A 21,621-nucleotide genomic window follows, 5' to 3' on the forward strand; every position below is an offset into this window, starting at 1 on the left:
ATTTAATCGTAACTGCCCTACGCAGACGGTAGTCCTGAAACAAATTACATTTTTGTAAGGTGTCTTTTTAGGTTACCGCGCTGGTGGGATATGCCAGTCGGCATATCCTGTTGATAAACAGTGGGAGGTAGACCTTGAGTCTCAATATTGAAACCAAGAAAGTGGCCGTTGAAGAGATTAGCGCAGCGATTGCAAACGCTCAAACTCTGGTGGTTGCTGAATATCGCGGTATCAGTGTTGCCAGCATGACCGAGCTGCGTGCAAATGCACGTAAAGAAGGCGTATATCTGCGCGTTCTGAAAAACACGTTGGCTCGTCGTGCAGTAGAAGGTACTTCATTTGCAGGTTTGGCAGATCACATGGTGGGTCCGCTGGTTTATGCTGCATCTGAAGATGCTGTTGCTGCTGCAAAAGTGCTGCATCAATTCGCGAAAAAAGATGACAAAATCGTTTTGAAAGCCGGTTCTTATAATGGCGAGGTACTGAATACTGCTCAGGTTGCTGAGTTGGCTTCTATTCCAAGCCGCGAAGAGCTGTTGTCCAAACTGTTGTTCGTTATGCAAGCTCCTGTTTCAGGCTTTGCTCGCGGTTTGGCTGCCTTGGCAGAGAAAAAAGCAGGCGAAGAAGCTGCTTAATCGATTTTTATCATTTAAACATTATTTTTTAATACAATATTTGGAGTTTGAATAGCATGGCTATCACTAAAGAAGACATCTTGAGCGCAGTTGAGCAACTGACTGTAATGGAATTGAACGAGCTGGTTAAAGCTTTTGAAGAAAAATTCGGCGTTTCTGCTGCTGCCGTTGCTGTTGCAGGTCCTGCAGGTGCAGGTGCTGCTGCTGCCGAAGAAAAAACTGAATTTGACGTAGTTTTGGCTTCTGCCGGCGATCAAAAAGTAGGCGTGATTAAAGTTGTTCGCGCTATTACCGGTTTGGGCCTGAAAGAAGCTAAAGACATCGTTGACGGTGCGCCTAAAACTCTTAAAGAAGGCGTTTCTAAAGCTGAAGCTGAAGACATTCAAAAACAACTGGAAGAAGCTGGCGCTAAAGTCGAAATCAAATAATTATTTGATGCTTTCAGTTAAGGCTGGCAGAAATCTGCCAGCCTTATTTTGCTTTTCTCTTGCTGGAAAATAAATTATTTACATTTATTTGCATTTATGCTGATGAATAAATATAAATAAATGTAAATAAGTCCATTAAGCCGTTGTCAGACGGCATTGTTATTTAAAATCGCCCTTCGGAGTGTATATGAACTATTCGTTTACCGAGAAAAAACGTATCCGTAAGAGCTTTGCCAAACGGGAAAATGTATTGGATGTCCCGTTTTTGCTGGCAACTCAAATCGATTCTTATGCGAAATTTCTACAGTTGGAAAATGCGTTTGACCAACGTACTGATGATGGTCTGCAAGCAGCTTTCAATTCTATTTTTCCGATTGTCAGCCATAACGGTTATGCCCGTTTGGAATTTGTTCATTACACCTTGGGCGAACCGCTGTTTGACATTCCTGAATGCCAATTGCGCGGTATTACCTATGCTGCACCGCTGCGTGCGCGTATCCGCTTGGTAATTCTGGATAAAGAGTCTTCAAAACCGACCGTTAAAGAAGTGCGTGAAAACGAGGTGTATATGGGTGAAATCCCATTGATGACACCGAGTGGCTCTTTTGTAATTAATGGTACGGAGCGCGTTATTGTATCCCAGCTCCACCGTTCTCCCGGTGTATTCTTTGAGCACGATAAAGGTAAAACCCATTCGTCAGGCAAGTTGTTGTTCTCTGCCCGTATTATTCCTTACCGCGGTTCTTGGCTGGATTTCGAGTTTGATCCGAAAGATTTGTTGTATTTCCGTATCGACCGTCGCCGTAAAATGCCGGTAACCATTTTGCTGCGTGCTTTAGGTTATAACGATGAACAAATTCTTGATACTTTCTACGATAAAGAAACTTTTTATCTGTCGTCAAATGGTGTTCAGACCGATTTAGTGGCAAGCCGTCTGAAAGGCGAGACTGCTAAAACCGATATCGTAGATAAAGACGGTAATGTTTTGGTTGCCAAGGGAAAACGCATTACTGCGAAAAATGTGCGTGATATTACCAATGCCGGATTGACCCGTTTGGACGTTGAAGCAGAAAGTTTGCTGGGTAAGGTATTGGCAACCGATTTGATTGTTCCGGATACCGGTGAAGTATTGGCGTCAGCCAATGATGAAATTACCGAAGAATTGCTGGCGAAGTTTGATATTCACGGTATCGAGCAAGTTTCTACCCTTTATATCAATGAGTTGGATCAGGGTGGTTATATTTCCAACACCCTGCGTACTGATGAAACTGCCGACCAACAGGCTGCACGTGTAGCGATTTACCGCATGATGCGTCCGGGTGAGCCGCCTACTGAAGAAGCTGTTGAGTTGCTGTTCAACCGTTTGTTCTTCAGTGAAGACAGTTATGATTTGTCGCGTGTCGGCCGCATGAAATTCAATACCCGTACTTACGAGCAAAAACTGTCAGAAGCCCAAAAAGGCTCATGGTATGGCCGTCTGCTGAATGAGACTTTCGCCGGCGCTGCCGAAAAAGGCGGTTATGTTTTGAGTATTGAAGACATTGTTGCATCGATTGCTACCTTGGTTGAGCTGCGTAACGGTCACGGCGAGGTGGATGATATCGATCACTTGGGCAACCGTCGTGTGCGTTCGGTAGGCGAATTGACAGAAAACCAATTCCGCAGCGGTTTGGCACGAGTTGAGCGCGCCGTTAAGGAGCGTTTGAACCAAGCCGAGTCAGAAAACCTGATGCCGCATGACTTAATCAATGCGAAACCGGTTTCTGCAGCTATTAAAGAATTTTTTGGCTCAAGCCAACTGAGCCAGTTTATGGATCAGACCAATCCGTTGTCGGAAGTTACCCACAAACGCCGCGTATCGGCATTGGGTCCGGGCGGTTTGACCCGCGAGCGTGCCGGTTTTGAGGTGCGCGACGTACATCCGACTCATTACGGCCGCGTATGTCCGATTGAGACTCCGGAGGGTCCGAACATCGGTTTGATTAACTCCTTGTCAGTTTACGCGCGTACCAATGATTACGGCTTTTTGGAAACCCCATACCGCCGCGTGGTAGATGGAAAGGTGACCGACCAGATTGATTACTTGTCCGCTATCGAAGAAGGTCGCTATGTGATTGCACAGGCGAATGCTGAATTGGATGCTGAAGGCCGTCTGATTGATGAGTTGGTAACCTGTCGTGAAAAAGGTGAGACCATTATGGCAACACCCGACCGCGTTCAATACATGGACGTTGCAACCGGTCAGGTGGTGTCCGTAGCAGCTTCTCTGATTCCGTTCTTGGAACATGATGACGCCAACCGCGCTTTGATGGGTGCGAACATGCAACGTCAGGCCGTACCGTGTCTGCGTGCTGAAAAACCAATGGTTGGTACCGGTATCGAACGTTCCGTAGCTGTGGATTCAGCTACGGCCATTGTTGCCCGTCGTGGTGGTGTAGTCGAATACGTTGATGCCAACCGCGTGGTGGTTCGCGTACACGATGATGAAGCAACTGCCGGCGAAGTGGGTGTGGACATCTATAATTTGGTGAAATTCACCCGTTCCAACCAGTCAACCAACATTAACCAGCGTCCGGCGGTAAAAGCGGGCGATGTATTGCAGCGCGGCGACTTGATTGCAGACGGCGCATCGACCGATTTGGGCGAATTGGCACTGGGTCAAAACATGACCATCGCCTTTATGCCGTGGAACGGTTACAACTACGAAGACTCGATTCTGATTTCCGAGAAAGTGGCAGCGGACGATCGCTATACTTCTATCCATATCGAAGAATTGAATGTCGTAGCCCGTGATACCAAGTTGGGTGCAGAAGACATTACCCGCGATATTCCGAACCTCTCCGAACGTATGCAAAACCGTTTGGACGAATCCGGTATCGTATATATCGGTGCAGAGGTAGAAGCCGGTGACGTGTTGGTGGGTAAAGTAACACCCAAAGGCGAAACCCAACTGACTCCTGAAGAAAAACTGCTGCGTGCCATCTTCGGTGAAAAAGCGTCAGACGTAAAAGATACTTCATTGCGTATGCCGACCGGCATGAGCGGTACGGTAATCGACGTACAAGTGTTTACCCGCGAAGGTATCCAGCGCGATAAACGTGCACAATCGATTATTGACTCTGAACTGAAACGCTACCGTCAAGACTTGAGTGACCAGTTGCGTATTTTCGACAACGACGCATTCGACCGTATCGAGCGCATGATTGTCGGACAAAAAGCCAACGGCGGCCCGATGAAATTGGCCAAAGGCAGCGAAATCACCGGTGAATACCTGAACTCAACTGCCAGCAAACATGATTGGTTCGATATTCGTTTGGCAGATGAAGAATTGGCCAAACAGTTGGAACTGATTAAATTGAGCCTGCAACAAAAACGCGAAGAAGCGGACGAGTTGTATGAAATCAAGAAGAAAAAACTGACTCAGGGCGACGAGCTGCAACCGGGCGTGCAAAAAATGGTGAAAGTATTCATCGCCATCAAACGCCGTCTGCAAGCCGGTGACAAAATGGCCGGCCGCCACGGTAACAAAGGTGTGGTATCGCGCATTCTGCCGGTGGAAGACATGCCATATATGGCAGACGGCCGTCCGGTGGACATCGTATTGAACCCGCTGGGCGTACCGTCTCGTATGAACATCGGTCAGATTTTGGAAGTGCATTTGGGTTGGGCTGCGAAAGGCATTGGCGAACGTATCGACAATATGCTGAAAGAGCAGCGCAAAGTCGGAGAAATCCGTGCTTTCCTGAATAAGCTGTATAACGGCAGCGGTAAGCAGGAAGATTTGGGCAGCCTGACTGATGAAGAAATCATCGAATTGGCCTCCAACCTGCGTAAGGGTGCTTCTTTCGCTTCTCCGGTATTCGATGGTGCAAAAGAAGCAGAAATCCGCGAAATGTTGGATTTGGCCTACCCAAGCGATGATTCCGAAGTAGCGAAATTGGGCTTCAATGACAGCAAAACCCAAATCACTCTGTATGACGGACGCTCAGGTGAGGCATTCGACCGAAAAGTTACTGTCGGCGTGATGCACTACCTGAAACTGCACCACTTGGTTGACGAGAAAATGCACGCCCGTTCGACCGGTCCGTACTCTCTGGTAACGCAACAACCGTTGGGTGGTAAAGCTCAATTCGGCGGTCAGCGTTTCGGTGAGATGGAGGTTTGGGCATTGGAGGCATACGGTGCGGCATATACGCTGCAAGAAATGCTGACCGTGAAGTCCGACGACGTGAACGGCCGTACCAAAATGTACGAAAACATCGTCAAAGGCGAGCACAAAATCGATGCCGGTATGCCGGAATCTTTCAACGTGTTGGTGAAAGAAATCCGCTCACTGGGTTTGGATATCGATTTGGAACGCTATTAAGGTCCCGGCCGGTATTTGCAGACGGCATCCGTCAATATGCCGTCTGCAAATCCGCAAAGGACGGGCAGCGTATCGGAAAAGAAGACAATAAAGATACCGAACGCCGCCGAATCGGACGGCAGCCTGAAAGGCCGTCTGCAAATGCGATTTCATTCGGATAATCCAAAGATAAATATTTCCTTTAAGGAGCAAACATGAATTTGGCAAATTTATTCAATCCGCTGCAAACCGCCGGCATGGAAGAAGAGTTTGACGCCATCAAAATCGGTATTGCCTCTCCCGAGACAATCCGTTCTTGGTCTTACGGCGAAGTGAAAAAGCCGGAAACCATCAACTACCGTACATTCAAGCCGGAGCGCGATGGTTTGTTCTGTGCCAAGATTTTCGGCCCGGTAAAAGACTACGAATGCTTGTGCGGCAAATATAAGCGCTTGAAATTCAAAGGCGTAACCTGTGAAAAATGCGGCGTGGAAGTAACCTTGTCCAAAGTGCGCCGCGAGCGTATGGGTCATATCGAGTTGGCGGCGCCTGTCGCACACATCTGGTTCTTGAAATCCCTGCCGTCCCGTCTGGGCATGGTATTGGACATGACCCTGCGCGACATCGAGCGCGTACTGTATTTCGAGGCATTTGTCGTGACCGATCCGGGCATGACACCGCTGCAACGCCGCCAACTGCTGACTGAAGACGATTACTACAATAAGCTCGACGAGTACGGCGATGATTTCGATGCCAAGATGGGTGCGGAAGGTATCCGCGAATTGCTGCGTACTTTAGATGTGGCAGGTGAAATCGAAGTTTTGCGCCAAGAGTTGGAATCTACCGGCTCTGATACCAAAATCAAGAAAATTGCCAAACGTCTGAAAGTATTGGAAGCATTCCATCGTTCGGGCATGAAATTGGAATGGATGATTATGGACGTGCTGCCGGTATTGCCTCCGGACCTGCGTCCGTTGGTACCGCTGGACGGCGGCCGTTTCGCTACTTCCGATTTGAATGATTTGTACCGCCGCGTCATCAACCGCAACAACCGTCTGAAACGCCTGCTCGAACTGCACGCGCCCGACATTATTGTGCGTAACGAAAAACGTATGCTGCAAGAAGCGGTGGACAGCCTGCTGGACAACGGCCGCCGCGGTAAAGCCATGACCGGTGCCAACAAACGTCCGCTGAAATCATTGGCAGACATGATTAAAGGTAAGGGCGGCCGTTTCCGCCAAAACCTGTTGGGTAAGCGCGTGGACTACTCAGGCCGTTCTGTGATTACTGTCGGTCCTTACTTACGCCTGCACCAATGCGGCCTGCCGAAAAAAATGGCATTGGAGCTGTTCAAACCGTTTATTTTCCACAAATTGGAAAAGCAAGGCTTGGCTTCTACTGTTAAGGCCGCCAAAAAACTGGTGGAGCAAGAAGTGCCGGAAGTATGGGATATCTTGGAAGAAGTTATCCGCGAACATCCGATTATGCTCAACCGTGCGCCGACTCTGCACCGTTTGGGTATTCAAGCGTTTGAGCCGATTCTGATCGAAGGCAAAGCCATCCAGCTGCATCCGTTAGTGTGTGCCGCATTCAATGCCGACTTCGACGGTGACCAAATGGCCGTTCACGTTCCATTGAGCCTCGAAGCGCAAATGGAGGCGCGTACGCTGATGCTGGCTTCAAACAACGTATTGTCTCCGGCCAACGGCGAACCGATTATCGTACCTTCGCAAGATATCGTATTGGGCCTGTACTACATGACCCGCGACCGCATTAACGGTAAAGGCGAAGGCAGCTTGTTTGCCGATGTGAAAGAAGTACATCGTGCCTACCATACCAAACAAGTGGAATTGGGTACGAAAATCACCGTCCGCTTGCGCGAGTGGGTAAAAAATGAAGCAGGCGAATTTGAACCGGTAGTCAACCGTTATGAAACCACAGTCGGCCGGGCTTTGCTGAGCGAGATTCTGCCGAAAGGCCTGCCGTTTGAATACATCAACAAAGCATTGAAGAAGAAAGAAATTTCCAAGCTGATTAATGCTTCGTTCCGTTTGTGCGGGCTGCGTGATACCGTTATCTTCGCCGACCATTTAATGTATACCGGTTTCGGTTTTGCTGCCAAAGGCGGTATCTCGATTGCCGTGGACGACATGGAAATCCCGAAAGAGAAAGCCGCATTGTTGGCAGAAGCCAATGCCGAAGTGAAGGAAATCGAAGACCAATACCGCCAAGGTTTGGTAACCAACGGCGAACGCTACAACAAAGTAGTGGATATCTGGGGTCGTGCCGGCGATAAAATTGCCAAAGCGATGATGGACAACTTGTCGAAACAAAAAGTAATCGACCGCGAAGGCAATGAAGTCGAACAAGAGTCGTTCAACTCCATCTACATGATGGCCGACTCCGGTGCGCGTGGTTCTGCTGCCCAGATCAAACAGCTTTCCGGTATGCGCGGCTTGATGGCCAAACCGGACGGTTCGATTATCGAAACCCCGATTACCTCCAACTTCCGCGAAGGCCTGACCGTATTGCAATACTTTATTGCGACCCACGGTGCGCGTAAAGGTCTGGCGGATACCGCGTTGAAAACCGCAAACTCCGGTTATCTGACCCGCCGTTTGGTGGACGTAACCCAAGACTTGGTTGTGGTAGAGGACGATTGCGGCACTTCAGACGGCTTTGTCATGAAAGCAGTCGTACAAGGCGGTGACGTAATCGAAGCGCTGCGCGACCGTATCTTAGGCCGCGTAACTGCTTCCGATGTCGTCGATCCGTCCAGCGGCGAAACATTGGTTGAGGCAGGTACGCTGCTGAGCGAGCAATTGGTTGATTTGATTGACCAATCCGGTGTCGATGAAGTGAAAGTCCGCACCCCGATTACCTGTAAAACCCGTCACGGTTTGTGCGCCCGTTGTTACGGACGCGACTTGGCGCGCGGCAAACTGGTCAATGCCGGCGAAGCAGTCGGCGTGATTGCAGCCCAGTCCATCGGCGAACCGGGTACCCAGCTGACCATGCGTACCTTCCACATCGGTGGTGCGGCCTCCCGTGCCGCAGCAGCCAGCCAAGTGGAAGCCAAATCCAACGGTACGGCGCGTTTCAGCAGCCAAATGCGCTATGTCGCCAATAACAAAGGCGAACTGGTGGTGATTGGCCGCTCTTGCGAAGTCGTCATTCATGACGACATCGGCCGCGAGCGCGAACGTCATAAAGTACCTTACGGCGCGATTTTGCTGGTACAAGACGGCGCAGCCATCAAAGCAGGCCAAACTTTGGCAACATGGGATCCGCATACCCGTCCGATGATTACCGAACATGCCGGTTCGGTGAAATTCGAAAACGTAGAAGAAGGTGTAACCGTAGCCAAACAAACCGACGATGTAACAGGCCTGTCTACATTGGTGGTTATCGACGGCAAACGCCGTTCGGCATCCGCTTCCAAACTGTTGCGCCCGACAGTGAAGCTGCTGGACGAAAACGGCTTGGAAATCTGTATCCCGGGAACTTCGACACCGGTATCCATGGCCTTCCCTGTAGGAGCCGTGATTACCGTGCGCGAAGGACAGGAAATCGGTAAAGGCGACGTATTGGCGCGTATCCCGCAAGCCTCTTCCAAAACCCGCGATATTACCGGCGGTCTGCCGCGTGTGGCAGAATTGTTCGAAGCACGCGTACCCAAAGATGCCGGTATGCTGGCAGAGATTACCGGTACCGTATCCTTCGGCAAAGAAACCAAAGGCAAGCAACGCTTAATCATTACCGATGTAGATGGAGCTGCTTATGAAACCTTGATTTCTAAAGAGAAGCAGATTCTGGTGCATGACGGCCAAGTCGTAAACCGAGGCGAAACCATCGTTGACGGAGCGGTTGACCCGCACGATATCCTGCGTCTGCAAGGCATCGAAGCATTGGCACGTTACATCGTACAAGAGGTACAAGAAGTGTACCGTCTGCAAGGTGTGAAGATTTCCGACAAACACATCGAAGTCATCATCCGCCAAATGCTGCGTCGTGTGAACATCGCCGACTCGGGCGATACCCCGTTCATCACCGGTGAGCAAGTCGAGCGCGGTGACGTGATGATTGAAAACGAGAAAGCCATTGCCGAAGGCAAAGAGCCTGCGCGTTATGAAAACGTATTGCTGGGTATTACCAAAGCATCGCTTTCTACCGACAGCTTTATCTCGGCCGCATCGTTCCAAGAAACCACCCGCGTGCTTACCGAAGCCGCGATTATGGGCAAACAGGACGAGTTGCGCGGTTTGAAAGAAAACGTGATTGTAGGCCGTCTGATTCCTGCCGGTACCGGTCTGACCTACCACCGCAGCCGCCATCAACAGTGGCAGCCGGTTGAGGCAGAAAATACCGAGCAGGCAGAAGATACCGCAGAGTAATCCGGCAAAACAAACCGCCGCATCTTGAAATAAAGATGTGGCGGTTTTTTATGGTAGAGGCCGTCTGCAAATAAGCAACTGCAATGCAGTAACTTCAAATATAGCAAGATAACAGCAAGAATCAGGGCGACAAAGGGCACAGTACAGACAGCATGTTTTGGCAGACTTGCCGTTTCAACAGAAGAGGAGGATACAGTAATACCGTTGAAATGATGATAAACAATACGACAGTATCGGTTTCATATTACCGTCGATATAAAGATTAGATTTTCTTAAAGCCTTATTCAAATTTTAAGCATCCGTCTAACTAACAGTATGCTAGTGTTTCAACGATTATCCCCATATTTGCAGACGGCCTTAAATCAATAAATTATAAATTAAGTTAAATAAAATCAAATAATTACTATAATAAATTATTAATTATCCCAAAGATACTGTTTTAAAGACACATGGGTTTCATCTTTCAACTCCACCCCTTCCGCACGCAGCAAATCCGCCTGTTCCGCCCAACCCGGAGCCAAACGCCCCGTCGCATTCACCACCCAGTGGCAGGGATAGCGGCCGTAATATGCCGCATTCGCCAGCACGCTGCCAACCAAACGCGCATTTTTCTCCCGCCCGATTAAACGCGCAATCTGCCCGTAAGTCGCCACCCGCCCTGCCGGAATTTCCTCCACCACCGCCAACACTTCAAACGCCAAACGCTCGTTTTTCGGGCGGGCGGATTTCCGGCTTGGCGCGGGGAAGGCGTGAAAATCGGACGGCAGGGGGAAATCGGAATGGTTAGGCATTTCAGACGGCCTTAGTAGTGGAAAGGGAAAACTATCCGAACATGATACACTCAAAGTTCAAAAGTAGAATGTATGCACACGGATATGCATGTGGATTTCAAATACAGGAGTGGGGCTAACTAAGAGATAAAGAATAAAAACGAGGCCATCTGCAAACGGTATGAACAAGTTAAAAAAATAAGTAGCTTGGGAGGATGTACCGGCAGATGCAGAAGATTGAGCGATATTAGGCTTCACGTGTAGATTGGGATGAAATCCCAACGAATGTCAGGATGCTTACAAGAGAGACATAATTCAACCTACGTTTGCTTGATGAAACAGCGTGACACGATTGATAAATGGTTCAAATACATTACAACACAGGCAAAACTTCCACTGACGCCGGCTGAAAGCAAAGAGTGCCAAAAAATTTCAGATGGAATAGTGTCAGAATCCAAGCAACGTATGCATCCTGCGCAGGGATTTGATGTTTTGGGCAGGTTGTGACTTGTTATGGCTTACTTGCATGAAGCAAAGATGTAATTTATAATCTAAAAACTTAAAAAGTCAAGTCTTGACAAGAATTTGATTACTCCTACTTGATATTTCGGTAGGGATTGTTTTTTACTAAAACTTTATTATTGGAAGGAGGTTACATGTTATCTGCAATCACTGTTGCCAATTTCTTTGTAAATAAAGGGTTGGAAAACAATAAAGAAGACATGACCCCAATGAAGGTACTCAAACTTTCATATATTGCCTATGGTTGGTATTTGGCATTATTTGATAAGAAGTTATTTAATGAGTCAATTCAGGCATGGCAATATGGCCCTGTAATTCCTGGGGTATATAATGCCTTCAAATCATATGGAAACAGTCGAATTAGCAGCCCTTTTCTTAATGGCGAAATTATTCCAAATGATATTGAGAAATTCTTAAATAAAATTTGGGAGGTTTATAATGCATATTCCGGCTGGCAATTAAGTGCAATTACTCATCAGCCTAATACTCCTTGGTCAAAAACATGGCAGGGCATTCCTAATGCAGTGATTTCTGATGAAATTATTAAAACACATTATTTGGAGTTAGCAAGGCGGTAAAATGAGCGAACCAGTGGAAGATGATAATAAGCTCGAACAAATCCGTGCAAATTATTCTGATGATACTTTTAATAGTAAAAATCAAAAGAAAGCAGAAAAAGAAGGAAATGCCTTATTTGGTACTGAAGCCAAAAAATCTTTCCATGCCGTAAGTGTTTGGTATATCAAGACGTTAGGTTTTGTTGTTTTAGGTATAGTAGTTGCTGTGCTGCTTGTTAGATCTTGGCATTTATTGGCTCCCGAAAAATACCAATGGTTGACAGCAGAAGCTATTAATAAAATTGACCATATTCTAGTAGGTATTATTGCTGGTTTATCTGTTCGTTTTTTTCCAAAAAGCAATCCAGCAAAAGATGAGTAAAAGCCGTCTGACATTTTTTCAGACGGCCTTTTTTTTACCCTTTATTCAACAAATCCCACTCCTTTCCCAACCTCTTCACCGACACCGGATAAGGCGTTTTCAATTCCTGTGCAAACAGCGACACGCGCAATTCTTCAATCTGCCATCTAAACCCGGCAAGGCCGTCTGAAACGGGTTGGCCTTGTTTGATCAAGCCATCTGTTTTTTCGCGCCACATTTGTTCCAATTCCTGAATATCGGCTTCCCTTGCGGCATCGCGGGCGGGGTTGCTGCTGTATTTTTCCATGCGCAGGGTCATGGCTTTGAGGTATATGGGCAGGCGCGGCCATTGGGGCCAGGGGGTTTGGGTGGGGAAGTGTTCGGACAGGAGTTGTTGCAGCCGGCCACGCAGGAGGTTGGTGAGCGGGTGGCGGCCGAGTTTGCCGTTGAGTTCGGCGTAGGCGGCGGCGGTGTCTTGCAGGTAGCGGCTCATGGCTTCTTTGACGGCGGGCAGGCGGCTGCGGGCGCGTTTGATTTGTTCTTTAAAGGCTTTTTCGCTGCGGGGCGGCTTGTCGTCGCCGATAAAGGCGCGGTCGCACACGGCTTGGGTAAGCTGTTCGCGCAGGGTGTCGGCGCTGATGTGTTTGAGCAGCATGGCGGCTTGGGTGAAGCCTTGCAGGCCTTTGTTGAGGTCTTTAACGTGTTCTTTTAACTGGAGTTTCATTAATTCGATTACGCCTTGGCGGTGGGCTTGGCGGGCGGCATCGGGGGTGTCGAACAGGCGCAGGGCGATGTTGCCGTTTTTTTCTTTTTGCAGACCGAGATAGCCGGTAAGCTGCTGTTTGCCGCGGGCGAATTTGATGGATTCGGGCAGCGTGCCGATGTCCCAATGGGTGACGTTATCGCGCTCGAATTCTTGGGTGTTGTCGCGGAAGGTGACGGCGGCGGCTTGGCCGAGCTGCTGCTGCAATTCGTGCAGCACGCGGCCGCAGGCCAGTTCTTGGCCGCCGTCGTCGATAACGCGGATGTTGAAATAGCAGTGTTCGGGCAGCCTGAACGCCGCCCATTCGTCGAGGTTGATTTGCTCCAAAAGGCGCATGTCGCCGGCGGTTTTGGCGATAAAGCGGGCGAGTTGGGGGATAATGGCTTCGCTGTGTTCGGGCCGGCTTTCGAGGAATCGGGTGGTGAACTCGGGCACGGGCACGCAGATGCGGCGGATTTGTTTGGGCAGGGCTTTGATTAAAAGCTGGATTTTTTCGCGCAACATGCCGGGAACCAGCCATTCGAGTTCGGCGGCGGCGATGCGGTTGAGCGAGGTGAGCGGCAGGGTGAGGGTTACGCCGTCGAGCGGATGGTGCGGCTCGAAGCGGTAATCGAGTTTGAATTTGCCGTCGGCGGTGTGCCGGAATTTGGGGAACTGCTCTTCGGTGATGTGCGCTGCGGCGTGCTGCATCAGGTCTTCTTTGCTTAAAAACAGCAGGCGCGGGTTGTCGCGCCCGGCGGTTTTGAGCCAGGCTTGGAAGGTTCGGATGTCGGCGAGCGGGAGGGGTTTTGCAGACGGTGCATGTCGGGCATCAATGCCCGACGGAGTTTGTGCAGCCGCACGGTTTGTGTCGGGCATCAATGCCCGACCTACGGGTTGTTGTCCTCCCCTACGTGGGGAGGGAGCGGCGGAGGTTACCGTTTCAGACAGGCATTCGGATGTTTCAGACGGCCTTTGATTTTCGGCATAAAGGCCGTCTGAAATGACTGCCGCGCCTGCAACCTGTTCCCTCTCCCGCGGGAGAGGGTTAGGGAGAGGGCTTGCTTGGGTTTGAGTAACGGCTTCCGTTCCGTAGGGTGGGTGTAAATCCACCGTTTCCGCCGTGTTTTGCAATGGCAGGCTGACATCCGCCCTACGCGGATTTTCAGCAGATGTCGGTTGGATTGTCAAACCCAACGAAGCAACGGTCTGATCGGTACCGTTGGGTTTGCAACCCAACCTACTTTCAGACGGCCTTTGGTTTTCAGACAGGACTTCCCCATTTTCAGCATGTGTAGGTTGGGTTGCCAAACCCAACATTTCGGCTGCACTTTCCTTGTTTTGCTGGGCTTGACAACCCAACTTACGCTCCGGCAACACGCTTTCAGGCAGCCTTTGGTTGTAAAACTCAAACAAAATCTCATCGTCCACCAACACATCCTGTTTGCGTGATTTGTTTTCCAAATCAATGATTTCGGCAATCAGCTTTTTGTTGTGGACAAAGAAATCCGCTTTCAAATCGCATTCCTGCGCCACCAGCGCGCCGCGGATAAAGATTTCGCGGGCTTCTTCGGGGGCGACTTTGCCGTAGGCGACCGGCCGGCGCGGCAACACGGTGAGGCCGTAGAGCGTTACACGCTCGCTTGCCACCACTTCGCCGCGCTTCTGCTCCCAATGCGGCTCGAAATAATGGTAACGCACCAAATGCGGGGCTTCCTGCTCGATCCATTCGGGCTTGATTTCGGCCACATCCCGCGCATAAAGTTTTGAGGTTTCAGTTAATTCCGCCGCCATCACCCATTTGGGTTTGGTTTTGAACACGGCAGAGGCAGGAAACAGATGGAAACGGCTGCCGCGCGCGCCGGTGTAGTCGTTGCCGTCGGGCGATTTCATGCCCACGTTGGCAATCAGACCGGTGAGCAGCGCACGGTGGATTTGTTCGTAGCCCGCTTCTTTGGCGGCACGGATACCGGCGCGGTGCTGCTTTTTATCCAATTGTTTTTGCTTGAGTTTGGCGGATAAATCCTGATCGCCTTGCGTTTCAGACGGCATCAGCTGCGGCGCGTTTTGAGGCCGTCTGAACGCATTTTCCTTGCTGACCAAGCCCATTTCAATGGCAATTTCCGCAAGTTGGCGGTGCAGCTCGCGCCATTCGCGCATCCGCAGGTGCGACAGAAAATATTGATGACACCATTGCACCAATTGTTTATTAGACAAGCCTTTATCGCGCTCGCGCTGGAAACTGTCCCAAATATTGAGATAGGCCAGAAAGTCGGACTGCTTGTCATGAAAACGCTCGTGCGCCTTGTTGGCCGCTTCGCGCGCCTCCAGCGGCCGCTCGCGCGGGTCTTGGATAGAAAGCGCGGATACGATAACGAGAATTTCCGCCATACAGTCGTGCTTTTTCGCAGCAATCAGTATCCGCGCGACTTTGGGGTCGATGGGTAGCCGCGCCATTTGCTCGCCGAGACGGGTCAGGCGGTAGCGGGAGCGGGTTTCAGACAGGCTTTGTTTGTCGGGACGGGGCTGGCTGCCTATAAGGGTCTCAGACGGCATATTGGTGTTTTTAGTCTGTTTGCTTTTTATATTTTGCATAAAGGATTCATTGGTCGAAAAATGATTTCCGACACGGTTTTAATGAGAAAGAAATATCAAATATTTTGTTGGATATAACAATCCAATCTACTTACAGTAATTTTGCAGTAATCTTTGCGTGTACGATTGAAACATCTTGAATGATTAAATGTATCTATTGGAATTATCGCATTATTTTGTTCCAGTCAATATCATGACCAGCTGCCTGAAGCTCTCGCGCTAACTTCGATTTCCAACCGCCATTACTATCCATATCTTCCCAAACAACACCTAGAAAATCACTTGGAATTTCGACTTCTCCTTTTTTCAATGCGCAAACTTTGTTACGACCTAAACGGCCAATAAAATAACCTAACTCGAGAATTACATTCTGCCTTGCTCGAGAAGAAGGGGTTTCTCCTGTTTTGCAACCCTCATCATCAGGTGTTAATAGAACTACTGCAAAACTGACATCACCATAAGTGTCTATTTTTTCAATAATGGTTTTTCCTTGATTGGCTTGCTCGTGAAGAATAATTACTTCAAAACCAATTTTTTCTAAAAAACGGGCAGCTTCATTTTTTGCACTGTCATCGTGGCCATGAACAATGAAGATTCTATTAGAAAGAGTTTTCTTTAATTCCATACTTATGGATCCTTTATTTAAAATATATGCTTTGTAATCTCGAGCAAATGGAATAATCAATTGGACAACCATGCTATGGATATTAGCAATAAATTTGTTGCTTTCATAAAAGTAGGTATGACTAAAATTTACGGCAAGTTCTGGCTCATTGGAAAGCTTATTAATAAGAAGTAACGTTAGGCCTAATATTTTTCGATCATCATTTGGCCAATTTAGTTTGGCTGACCCAACCATACTTCCTGAAGATTTATAACTTTCTGCTAAGAAAGCTTCTAAGTCTAGATCAGAGGTCAGTTCTTGATTCAAATCGTTAAGGTCAGGATGTTGTAATATTGTGCCTAATCTTTTTAAAGGTCTTTCATAGCTTTGAAAGCTAGAGTTTTGAAGATCTAAAATGGTATTGTCTATTTGTTGAAAAATGTCTTGGCTCATTCTGTGGTGTCTCCATTTAATCTTGCATCCGCAGCTTTTTGAAGAATGTTTTTCCGTAAAGAGTCTTTAATATTTCCTATCAGATATAAAGCAGTTTGATTATGAGAGTCTTCTCTAGTTTTATCATCAATCATACGATAAGCAGATTGGATTGCTTGTTCTATAGAAGAAGGGTTAAATGGGTCAAATATGATATTTTCTAAATCTCTATCTAGAGTGTCTAAAAGCTTTTGTAAATTATTTAACTCTTTTTGAAAATTTTTAAGGCTTGCTTTTTTAGCATCTTTAGAAATTCCGTTTTATGCAAACACTAAAGTAATCGGTAGGAGGTAGCTACGTCCTATACGGTTTTCAGACGGCCTCCTCCACCGCACCCAATTCCAACAACACCTGGAACCCGTCGTTGATATATCTTTGGTCGGGTGCTTCGAGGAAGGGAAATGCGGCGACATCGCCGAGTTTCAGGGCGGACATACGCAGGATGACGGCGGCGAGGTTGCTGCGGATGATTTCGGGGTCGGTAAACGGGGGGCGTTGGTTGAAGTCGTCTTCGGCATACAGGCGCACGCATACGCCGGCGGAGACGCGGCCGCAGCGTCCGGCGCGTTGGCGGGCGGCGGCTTGGGAGATTTTTTCCACATGAAGCTGCTCGACTTTGGCGTGCGCGGAATAGCGTTTCACCCGCGCCAGTCCGGTGTCGATAACGTATTTGATGCCGGGTACGGTGAGCGAGGTTTCGGCGACGTTGGTGGCCAATACGATGCGGCGTTTTTTGCCGTCGGGGCGGAAAATTTTGTGCTGCTCGGCGGCGGAGAGGCGGGCGAACAGGGGCAGGATTTCGTCGTTGCGGCGCAGCGGTGATTTGCGCAGGGCTTCGGCGGCTTCGCGGATTTCGCGCTCGCCCGGCAGAAATACCAAAATATCGCCTTCGCCCAGTCGCGCCAGTTCGTCGGCGGCATCGACGATGGCTTCGGGTATGTCGGTTTCGGCTTCGTCTTCGTCGGTTTCGTTGAGCGGGCGGTAGAGAATATCCACAGGATAGGTGCGTCCGCTCACTTCCAGTACGGGGGCGTTGTTGAAATGTTTGGAAAAACGCTCGGCATCGATGGTGGCGGAGGTGATGATGACTTTCAGGTCGGGGCGGCGCGGCAGGAGCTGTTTCAGGTAGCCCAGCAGGAAGTCGATGTTGAGGCTGCGCTCGTGGGCTTCGTCGATGATGATGGTGTCGTAGGCGGTGAGGTAGCGGTCGGTTTGCGTTTCCGCCAGCAAAATGCCGTCGGTCATCAGCTTCACATAGGCTTCGCGCGAGGTGTTGTCGTTGAAGCGCACTTTATAGCCCACTGCCTGCCCGATGCCGCTGCCCAATTCTTCGGCAATCCGCTCTGCAACGGAACGCGCCGCCAAACGCCGCGGCTGGGTGTGTCCGATCAAACCGGCCGCACCGCGCCCGAGTTCGAGACAGATTTTCGGCAGCTGCGTGGTTTTGCCGGAACCGGTTTCGCCGCAGATGATGGTTACTTGGTTGTTTTGAATGGCGTTTTTGATGTCGTCCAAACGCTCGTGCACGGGCAGGTCGCCGCTGTATTGCGGCTGCGGCAGCGCGGCTCGGCGTTTCAGATAGGCTTCGTGCGATTTTCGGTATTTTTTCTGCACCGCTTCCATGCCGCCGAAGCGTTTCGGGTTTTTCAAGGCATTGTGCAGGAAATGGCGGTCGCGGGAGAGGGTTTGGGTGAGGTCGGGAGCGGACATTTTTTAGAATTTACAAACAGACAAACATAAAGCGTGATTATAGCAAAAGGCCGTCTGCAAATACCGCATTTGCGGGATTTACAGACGGCCTTTGGTGCAAAAATCAAATCGAGAAATCGTCTTTCAACAAATGTTTGTAGGCATACAGGTAAGATGCGCCGACAAACATCGCGCCGCCGGCCACATTGCCCAAAAACACCGGAATCATGTTGAAGAAAAACTGCCCCCAAGTCACATCCGCGCCCGCCCAAATGCCGGCCGGAATAATAAACATATTGGCAACAAAGTGCTGCAAACCAATCAACACGAAAATCATCACCGGAAACCACATCGCCAAAATTCTGCCTGAAGTCTGCTTCGCACCGAAGTAAAACCAAATGCCCATACATACCATCCAGTTGCACGCGATGGCGGAAACGAAAGCGCGTCCGAAATCCATATTGATTTTGGCTTCCGCAATAGCGATGGTTTTCACCGCCGCCGCACCTTCCGCCAAGCCGACATAGTGGCCGAGGAAAAACGCCATAGCCACCGCACCCGCCAAATTGCCCAAACTGACAACTACCCAGTTGCGCAGCAGTTTCTCAAACGATACGCAACGGCTCAACCGACCCAGTGCCATCATCATCATATTGCCCGTTGCCAGCTCGCCGCCGCCGATTAAAATACAAATCAAGCAAATCGGAAACACCGCCGCACCGAGTAAAGCAGCCAAGCCGCCCCAGTCGCCGGGAATGCCGCTGACCACACGCAGGTAGGCGAGATAACCGAAGCCGACATAACCGCCGCCCAAAAAACTGAGAATCGCCAGCGTTTTCAGATTAGTATTGGATTTGGTTTGGCTCTTGGTAATCACATCCTGCAAAATTTCGTGCGGATAAAAATCGCGGTTGTCGGTTTGGCTCATACATACCCCTTAAACAGTATTCATCTGACAAAAATATTCAGATATGAATGTAACAAAATAACGCCTCGGAATGAAATAACCTTTCATACGCATTACGGCAGCGGAGCAAACCAAAGGTTATATAGGGAGCGTTTGCAGACGGCATGATTGGGGCAGGGGGCAGCATTGGAAATCCGCTTTACGCATCGTTCCCGTGCCGGTGTGAATGACGTGGCAGATGAAACCGGTGTCATCACCGTCAAACCCATTCGGTAAAGAAAAGGCAGACCCGCATTCAGGCCGTCTGCAAAATGCGGGTTTGCAGATTGTTTTTACAGACGGCCTGATTCCTGATAACGATATTCTGTTAAAATCCCTTCCTTAAAAAAATCAAAACACAAAGCCCCAAATGAACATTTTTTACGAAGAATCCGGCCAGTTCAAAGTGGCCGCCATCGTGCAGAAAAACGATGCGACTTATCAGGTCGACACCCGACACGGCAAGCGCACCAAGGTGAAGGCCAATAATGTGTTTGCCGAATTCGACGGCGATATGGCGGTGTTTTTAGAAAAAGCACAGGCAGAAGCGGAGCAAATCGATACCGATTTGCTGTGGGAAGTGTGCGGGGAGGAGGAGTTTGCCGCCGAAGCGATTGCCGAAGAATATTTCGGCTGCAAGCCTTCGAAAACCGAGCTGGCGGCAACTTTAATCGCACTTTATGCCGCGCCGATGTATTTTTATAAAAAGGCCAAAGGCGTGTTCAAAGCCGCGCCGGAAGAAACGCTTAAGCAGGCATTGGCGGCCATCGAGCGTAAAAAACAGCAGGACGCGCAAATCGAAACTTGGTCGGCAGCCTTGCAGCAGGGTGTGATGCCGTCTGAAATCGCCGCCGATTTGAAAACGATTCTGCACGCGCCCGACAAGCAGGCATTGACCTACAAAGCCTTTGCCAAAGCCGCCGACGCGCTGAAAATGTCGCCTTACGAATTGGCGAAACGCAACGGCGGCATTGCCTCGCTGCCGCAATACCTGCTCGACGGTTTTGAAGCCAAGTATTTCCCGAAAGGTACGGGCTTTGCAGAGCTTGCGGTTCCCGTACCGGAGGAGCTGCCCAAAGCCGCTGTGTCCGCTTTTTCGATTGACGACGAATCCACCACCGAAGTCGACGATGCTTTGAGCCTGACCGATTTGGGCGGCGGCATCAAGCGCGTGGGCATCCATATCGCCGCGCCGTCGCTGGGCGTGGCTGCGGGCAGCGAAATCGAGCAAACCATCTATGCGCGCCAAAGCACGGTGTATTTTCCCGGCGGAAAAATCACCATGCTGCCGGACAACTGGATTGCCGCCTTCAGCCTCGATGCGGGCGCATACCGTCCCGCCGTCAGCATTTATTTCGATGTCGGTGCGGATTTCAACTTAATCGGCCAACCGGTCAATAAAATCGAAGCGGTCAATATCGCCGAAAACCTGCGTATCCAAAACATAGAGCCGCATTTCAACGCCGGGGCCGGTTTGGATTCGGACGGCCAAAGCCTGTTTGCCCATCATCATGATTTGATTTGGTTTTACCAATTTGCCGTTGCCCTGCAGAAAGCACGCGGCAAATACGAAGAAAACCGCGCTCCGCAATACGATTACAGCGTGGAAGTGGATTCAGACGGCACCGTATCCGTTACCCGCCGCGAACGCGCCTCCCCGATCGATACGCTGGTGAGCGAAATGATGATTCTCGCCAACTCCACTTGGGCGCAAATGCTGGACGACAACGGCCTGCCCGGCCTGTTCCGCGTACAGCCCTCAGGCAAAGTGCGCATGAGCACCAAATCCGAGCCGCACATCGGCATGGGTGTGCAGCACTACGGCTGGTTTACCTCGCCGCTGCGCCGCGCCGCCGACTACATCAACCAAAAGCAGCTCATCAGCCTGATAGACAGTGCCGCCGCACCGCTGTTCCAAAAAAACGATACCGGGCTCTTCGCCGCCCTGCGCGATTTCGATACCGCATACAGTGCCTACGCCGATTTCCAACGTGATATGGAGGCCTATTGGAGCTTGGTGTATCTGGAGCAGCAAGATACGAAGGAATTGACCGCCACGATTCTGAAAGAAGATTTGGTACGCATCGAAGGCCTGCCTCTCGTTGCCCGCGCCAACGGCATTCCGTTTGACGCGCTGCCCAAATCGCAGGTATTGCTCAACATCACCGGCTTGGATTCGGAAAAACAGTTTATCGCGCTGAATTATGTGAAAGCCGTTGCGCCGCAGGCGTGATGCCGTCTGCAAAACAAATGGCAGCCTGTTGTTTCGATAAGGCGTAGTAAGGCCGTCTGCATACAGTAAAAATGCAGACGGCTTTTTGTACCAATTGTTATAGTCGAATAAAATAAGAATGAGACAAGGCAGCGAAGCCGCAGACAGTACACATAGTACGGCAAGGCAAAGCAACGCTGTATCATTCTTATTTTAAATGACTATACCAAACCGGTTAAAACAGACAACAGAGTAGGGGCAGCCGTTTGGTTTGCTGTTTGTTTAAGCAGCGGAACGCGGTACTTGCCGCCCCATGCCGTCTGCAAACC

The 21,621-nt window shown here is 49.8% G+C and carries 13 protein-coding genes; 7 read left to right on the forward strand and 6 right to left on the reverse strand.

Translation table 11 applies throughout. The features are described 5' to 3' along the window. Window positions 1-134: 134 nt before the first annotated feature. The 4 genes from rplJ (at window position 135) to rpoC (ending at window position 9,802) form a co-directional block, all read left to right on the forward strand. On the forward strand, window positions 135-635 hold the full coding sequence (gene rplJ / locus EL111_RS00660) for a 50S ribosomal protein L10 (protein ID WP_123796204.1): 501 nt from the start codon (window positions 135-137) through the stop codon (window positions 633-635). 56 nt (window positions 636-691) lie between these two features. Beyond that, window positions 692-1,063, forward strand: a complete 372-nt coding sequence (gene rplL, locus EL111_RS00665) for a 50S ribosomal protein L7/L12 (RefSeq protein WP_123796203.1) — start codon at window positions 692-694, stop codon at window positions 1,061-1,063. A gap of 187 nt (window positions 1,064-1,250) precedes the next feature. Beyond that, window positions 1,251-5,429: a DNA-directed RNA polymerase subunit beta gene (gene rpoB / locus EL111_RS00670; RefSeq protein ID WP_123796202.1), complete on the forward strand. Its 4,179-nt coding sequence runs from the start codon at window positions 1,251-1,253 to the stop codon at window positions 5,427-5,429. A 194-nt stretch (window positions 5,430-5,623) separates the two neighbouring features. Beyond that, window positions 5,624-9,802 carry a DNA-directed RNA polymerase subunit beta' gene (gene rpoC, locus EL111_RS00675; protein ID WP_123796201.1) on the forward strand — a complete coding sequence of 1,393 codons (4,179 nt, stop codon included), beginning with the start codon at window positions 5,624-5,626 and terminating at the stop codon, window positions 9,800-9,802. A gap of 416 nt (window positions 9,803-10,218) precedes the next feature. On the opposite strand, the gene EL111_RS00680 is transcribed toward rpoC, so the two are convergent. Next, on the reverse strand, window positions 10,219-10,593 hold the full coding sequence (locus EL111_RS00680) for an MGMT family protein (protein ID WP_123796200.1): 375 nt from the start codon (window positions 10,591-10,593) through the stop codon (window positions 10,219-10,221). 635 nt (window positions 10,594-11,228) lie between these two features. Between EL111_RS00680 and EL111_RS00685 the strand changes: the two genes are divergently transcribed. After that, window positions 11,229-11,672, forward strand: coding sequence for a Panacea domain-containing protein (locus EL111_RS00685; protein WP_123796199.1), 444 nt, complete (start codon window positions 11,229-11,231; stop codon window positions 11,670-11,672). Between the two features lies 1 nt (window position 11,673). Next, window positions 11,674-12,033 carry a hypothetical protein gene (locus EL111_RS00690; RefSeq protein WP_123796198.1) on the forward strand — a complete coding sequence of 120 codons (360 nt, stop codon included), beginning with the start codon at window positions 11,674-11,676 and terminating at the stop codon, window positions 12,031-12,033. A 34-nt stretch (window positions 12,034-12,067) separates the two neighbouring features. On the opposite strand, the gene EL111_RS00695 is transcribed toward EL111_RS00690, so the two are convergent. The 5 genes from EL111_RS00695 to EL111_RS00710 form a co-directional block, all read right to left on the reverse strand. Then, window positions 12,068-15,310 (reverse strand): DUF3418 domain-containing protein, encoded by a 3,243-nt coding sequence (locus EL111_RS00695; RefSeq protein WP_415065757.1) that lies wholly within the window; start codon window positions 15,308-15,310, stop codon window positions 12,068-12,070. Window positions 15,311-15,512: 202 nt separating this feature from the next. Further along, the gene (locus tag EL111_RS00700) at window positions 15,513-16,406 is read right to left on the reverse strand and encodes a TIR domain-containing protein (RefSeq protein ID WP_123796196.1); all 894 of its coding nucleotides are present in this window, start codon (window positions 16,404-16,406) and stop codon (window positions 15,513-15,515) included. Next, window positions 16,403-16,699, reverse strand: a complete 297-nt coding sequence (locus EL111_RS10850; RefSeq protein WP_503487515.1) for a YuaX family protein — start codon at window positions 16,697-16,699, stop codon at window positions 16,403-16,405. The genes EL111_RS00700 and EL111_RS10850 overlap by 4 nt, the downstream gene beginning before the upstream one ends. A 58-nt stretch (window positions 16,700-16,757) precedes the next feature. Further along, the gene (hrpA, locus tag EL111_RS00705; protein ID WP_123796195.1) at window positions 16,758-18,155 is read right to left on the reverse strand and encodes an ATP-dependent RNA helicase HrpA; all 1,398 of its coding nucleotides are present in this window, start codon (window positions 18,153-18,155) and stop codon (window positions 16,758-16,760) included. Window positions 18,156-18,258: 103 nt separating this feature from the next. Then, window positions 18,259-19,062 (reverse strand): formate/nitrite transporter family protein, encoded by an 804-nt coding sequence (locus tag EL111_RS00710; RefSeq protein WP_123796194.1) that lies wholly within the window; start codon window positions 19,060-19,062, stop codon window positions 18,259-18,261. Window positions 19,063-19,450: 388 nt separating this feature from the next. Between EL111_RS00710 and EL111_RS00715 the strand changes: the two genes are divergently transcribed. Beyond that, complete coding sequence (locus tag EL111_RS00715; RefSeq protein WP_123796193.1) at window positions 19,451-21,313, forward strand: ribonuclease catalytic domain-containing protein; 1,863 nt, start codon at window positions 19,451-19,453, stop codon at window positions 21,311-21,313. Window positions 21,314-21,621 lie beyond the last annotated feature (308 nt).

Origin of the sequence: Neisseria animalis, from assembly GCF_900636515.1 — a bacterium.
Lineage (GTDB): Bacteria > Pseudomonadota > Gammaproteobacteria > Burkholderiales > Neisseriaceae > Neisseria > Neisseria animalis.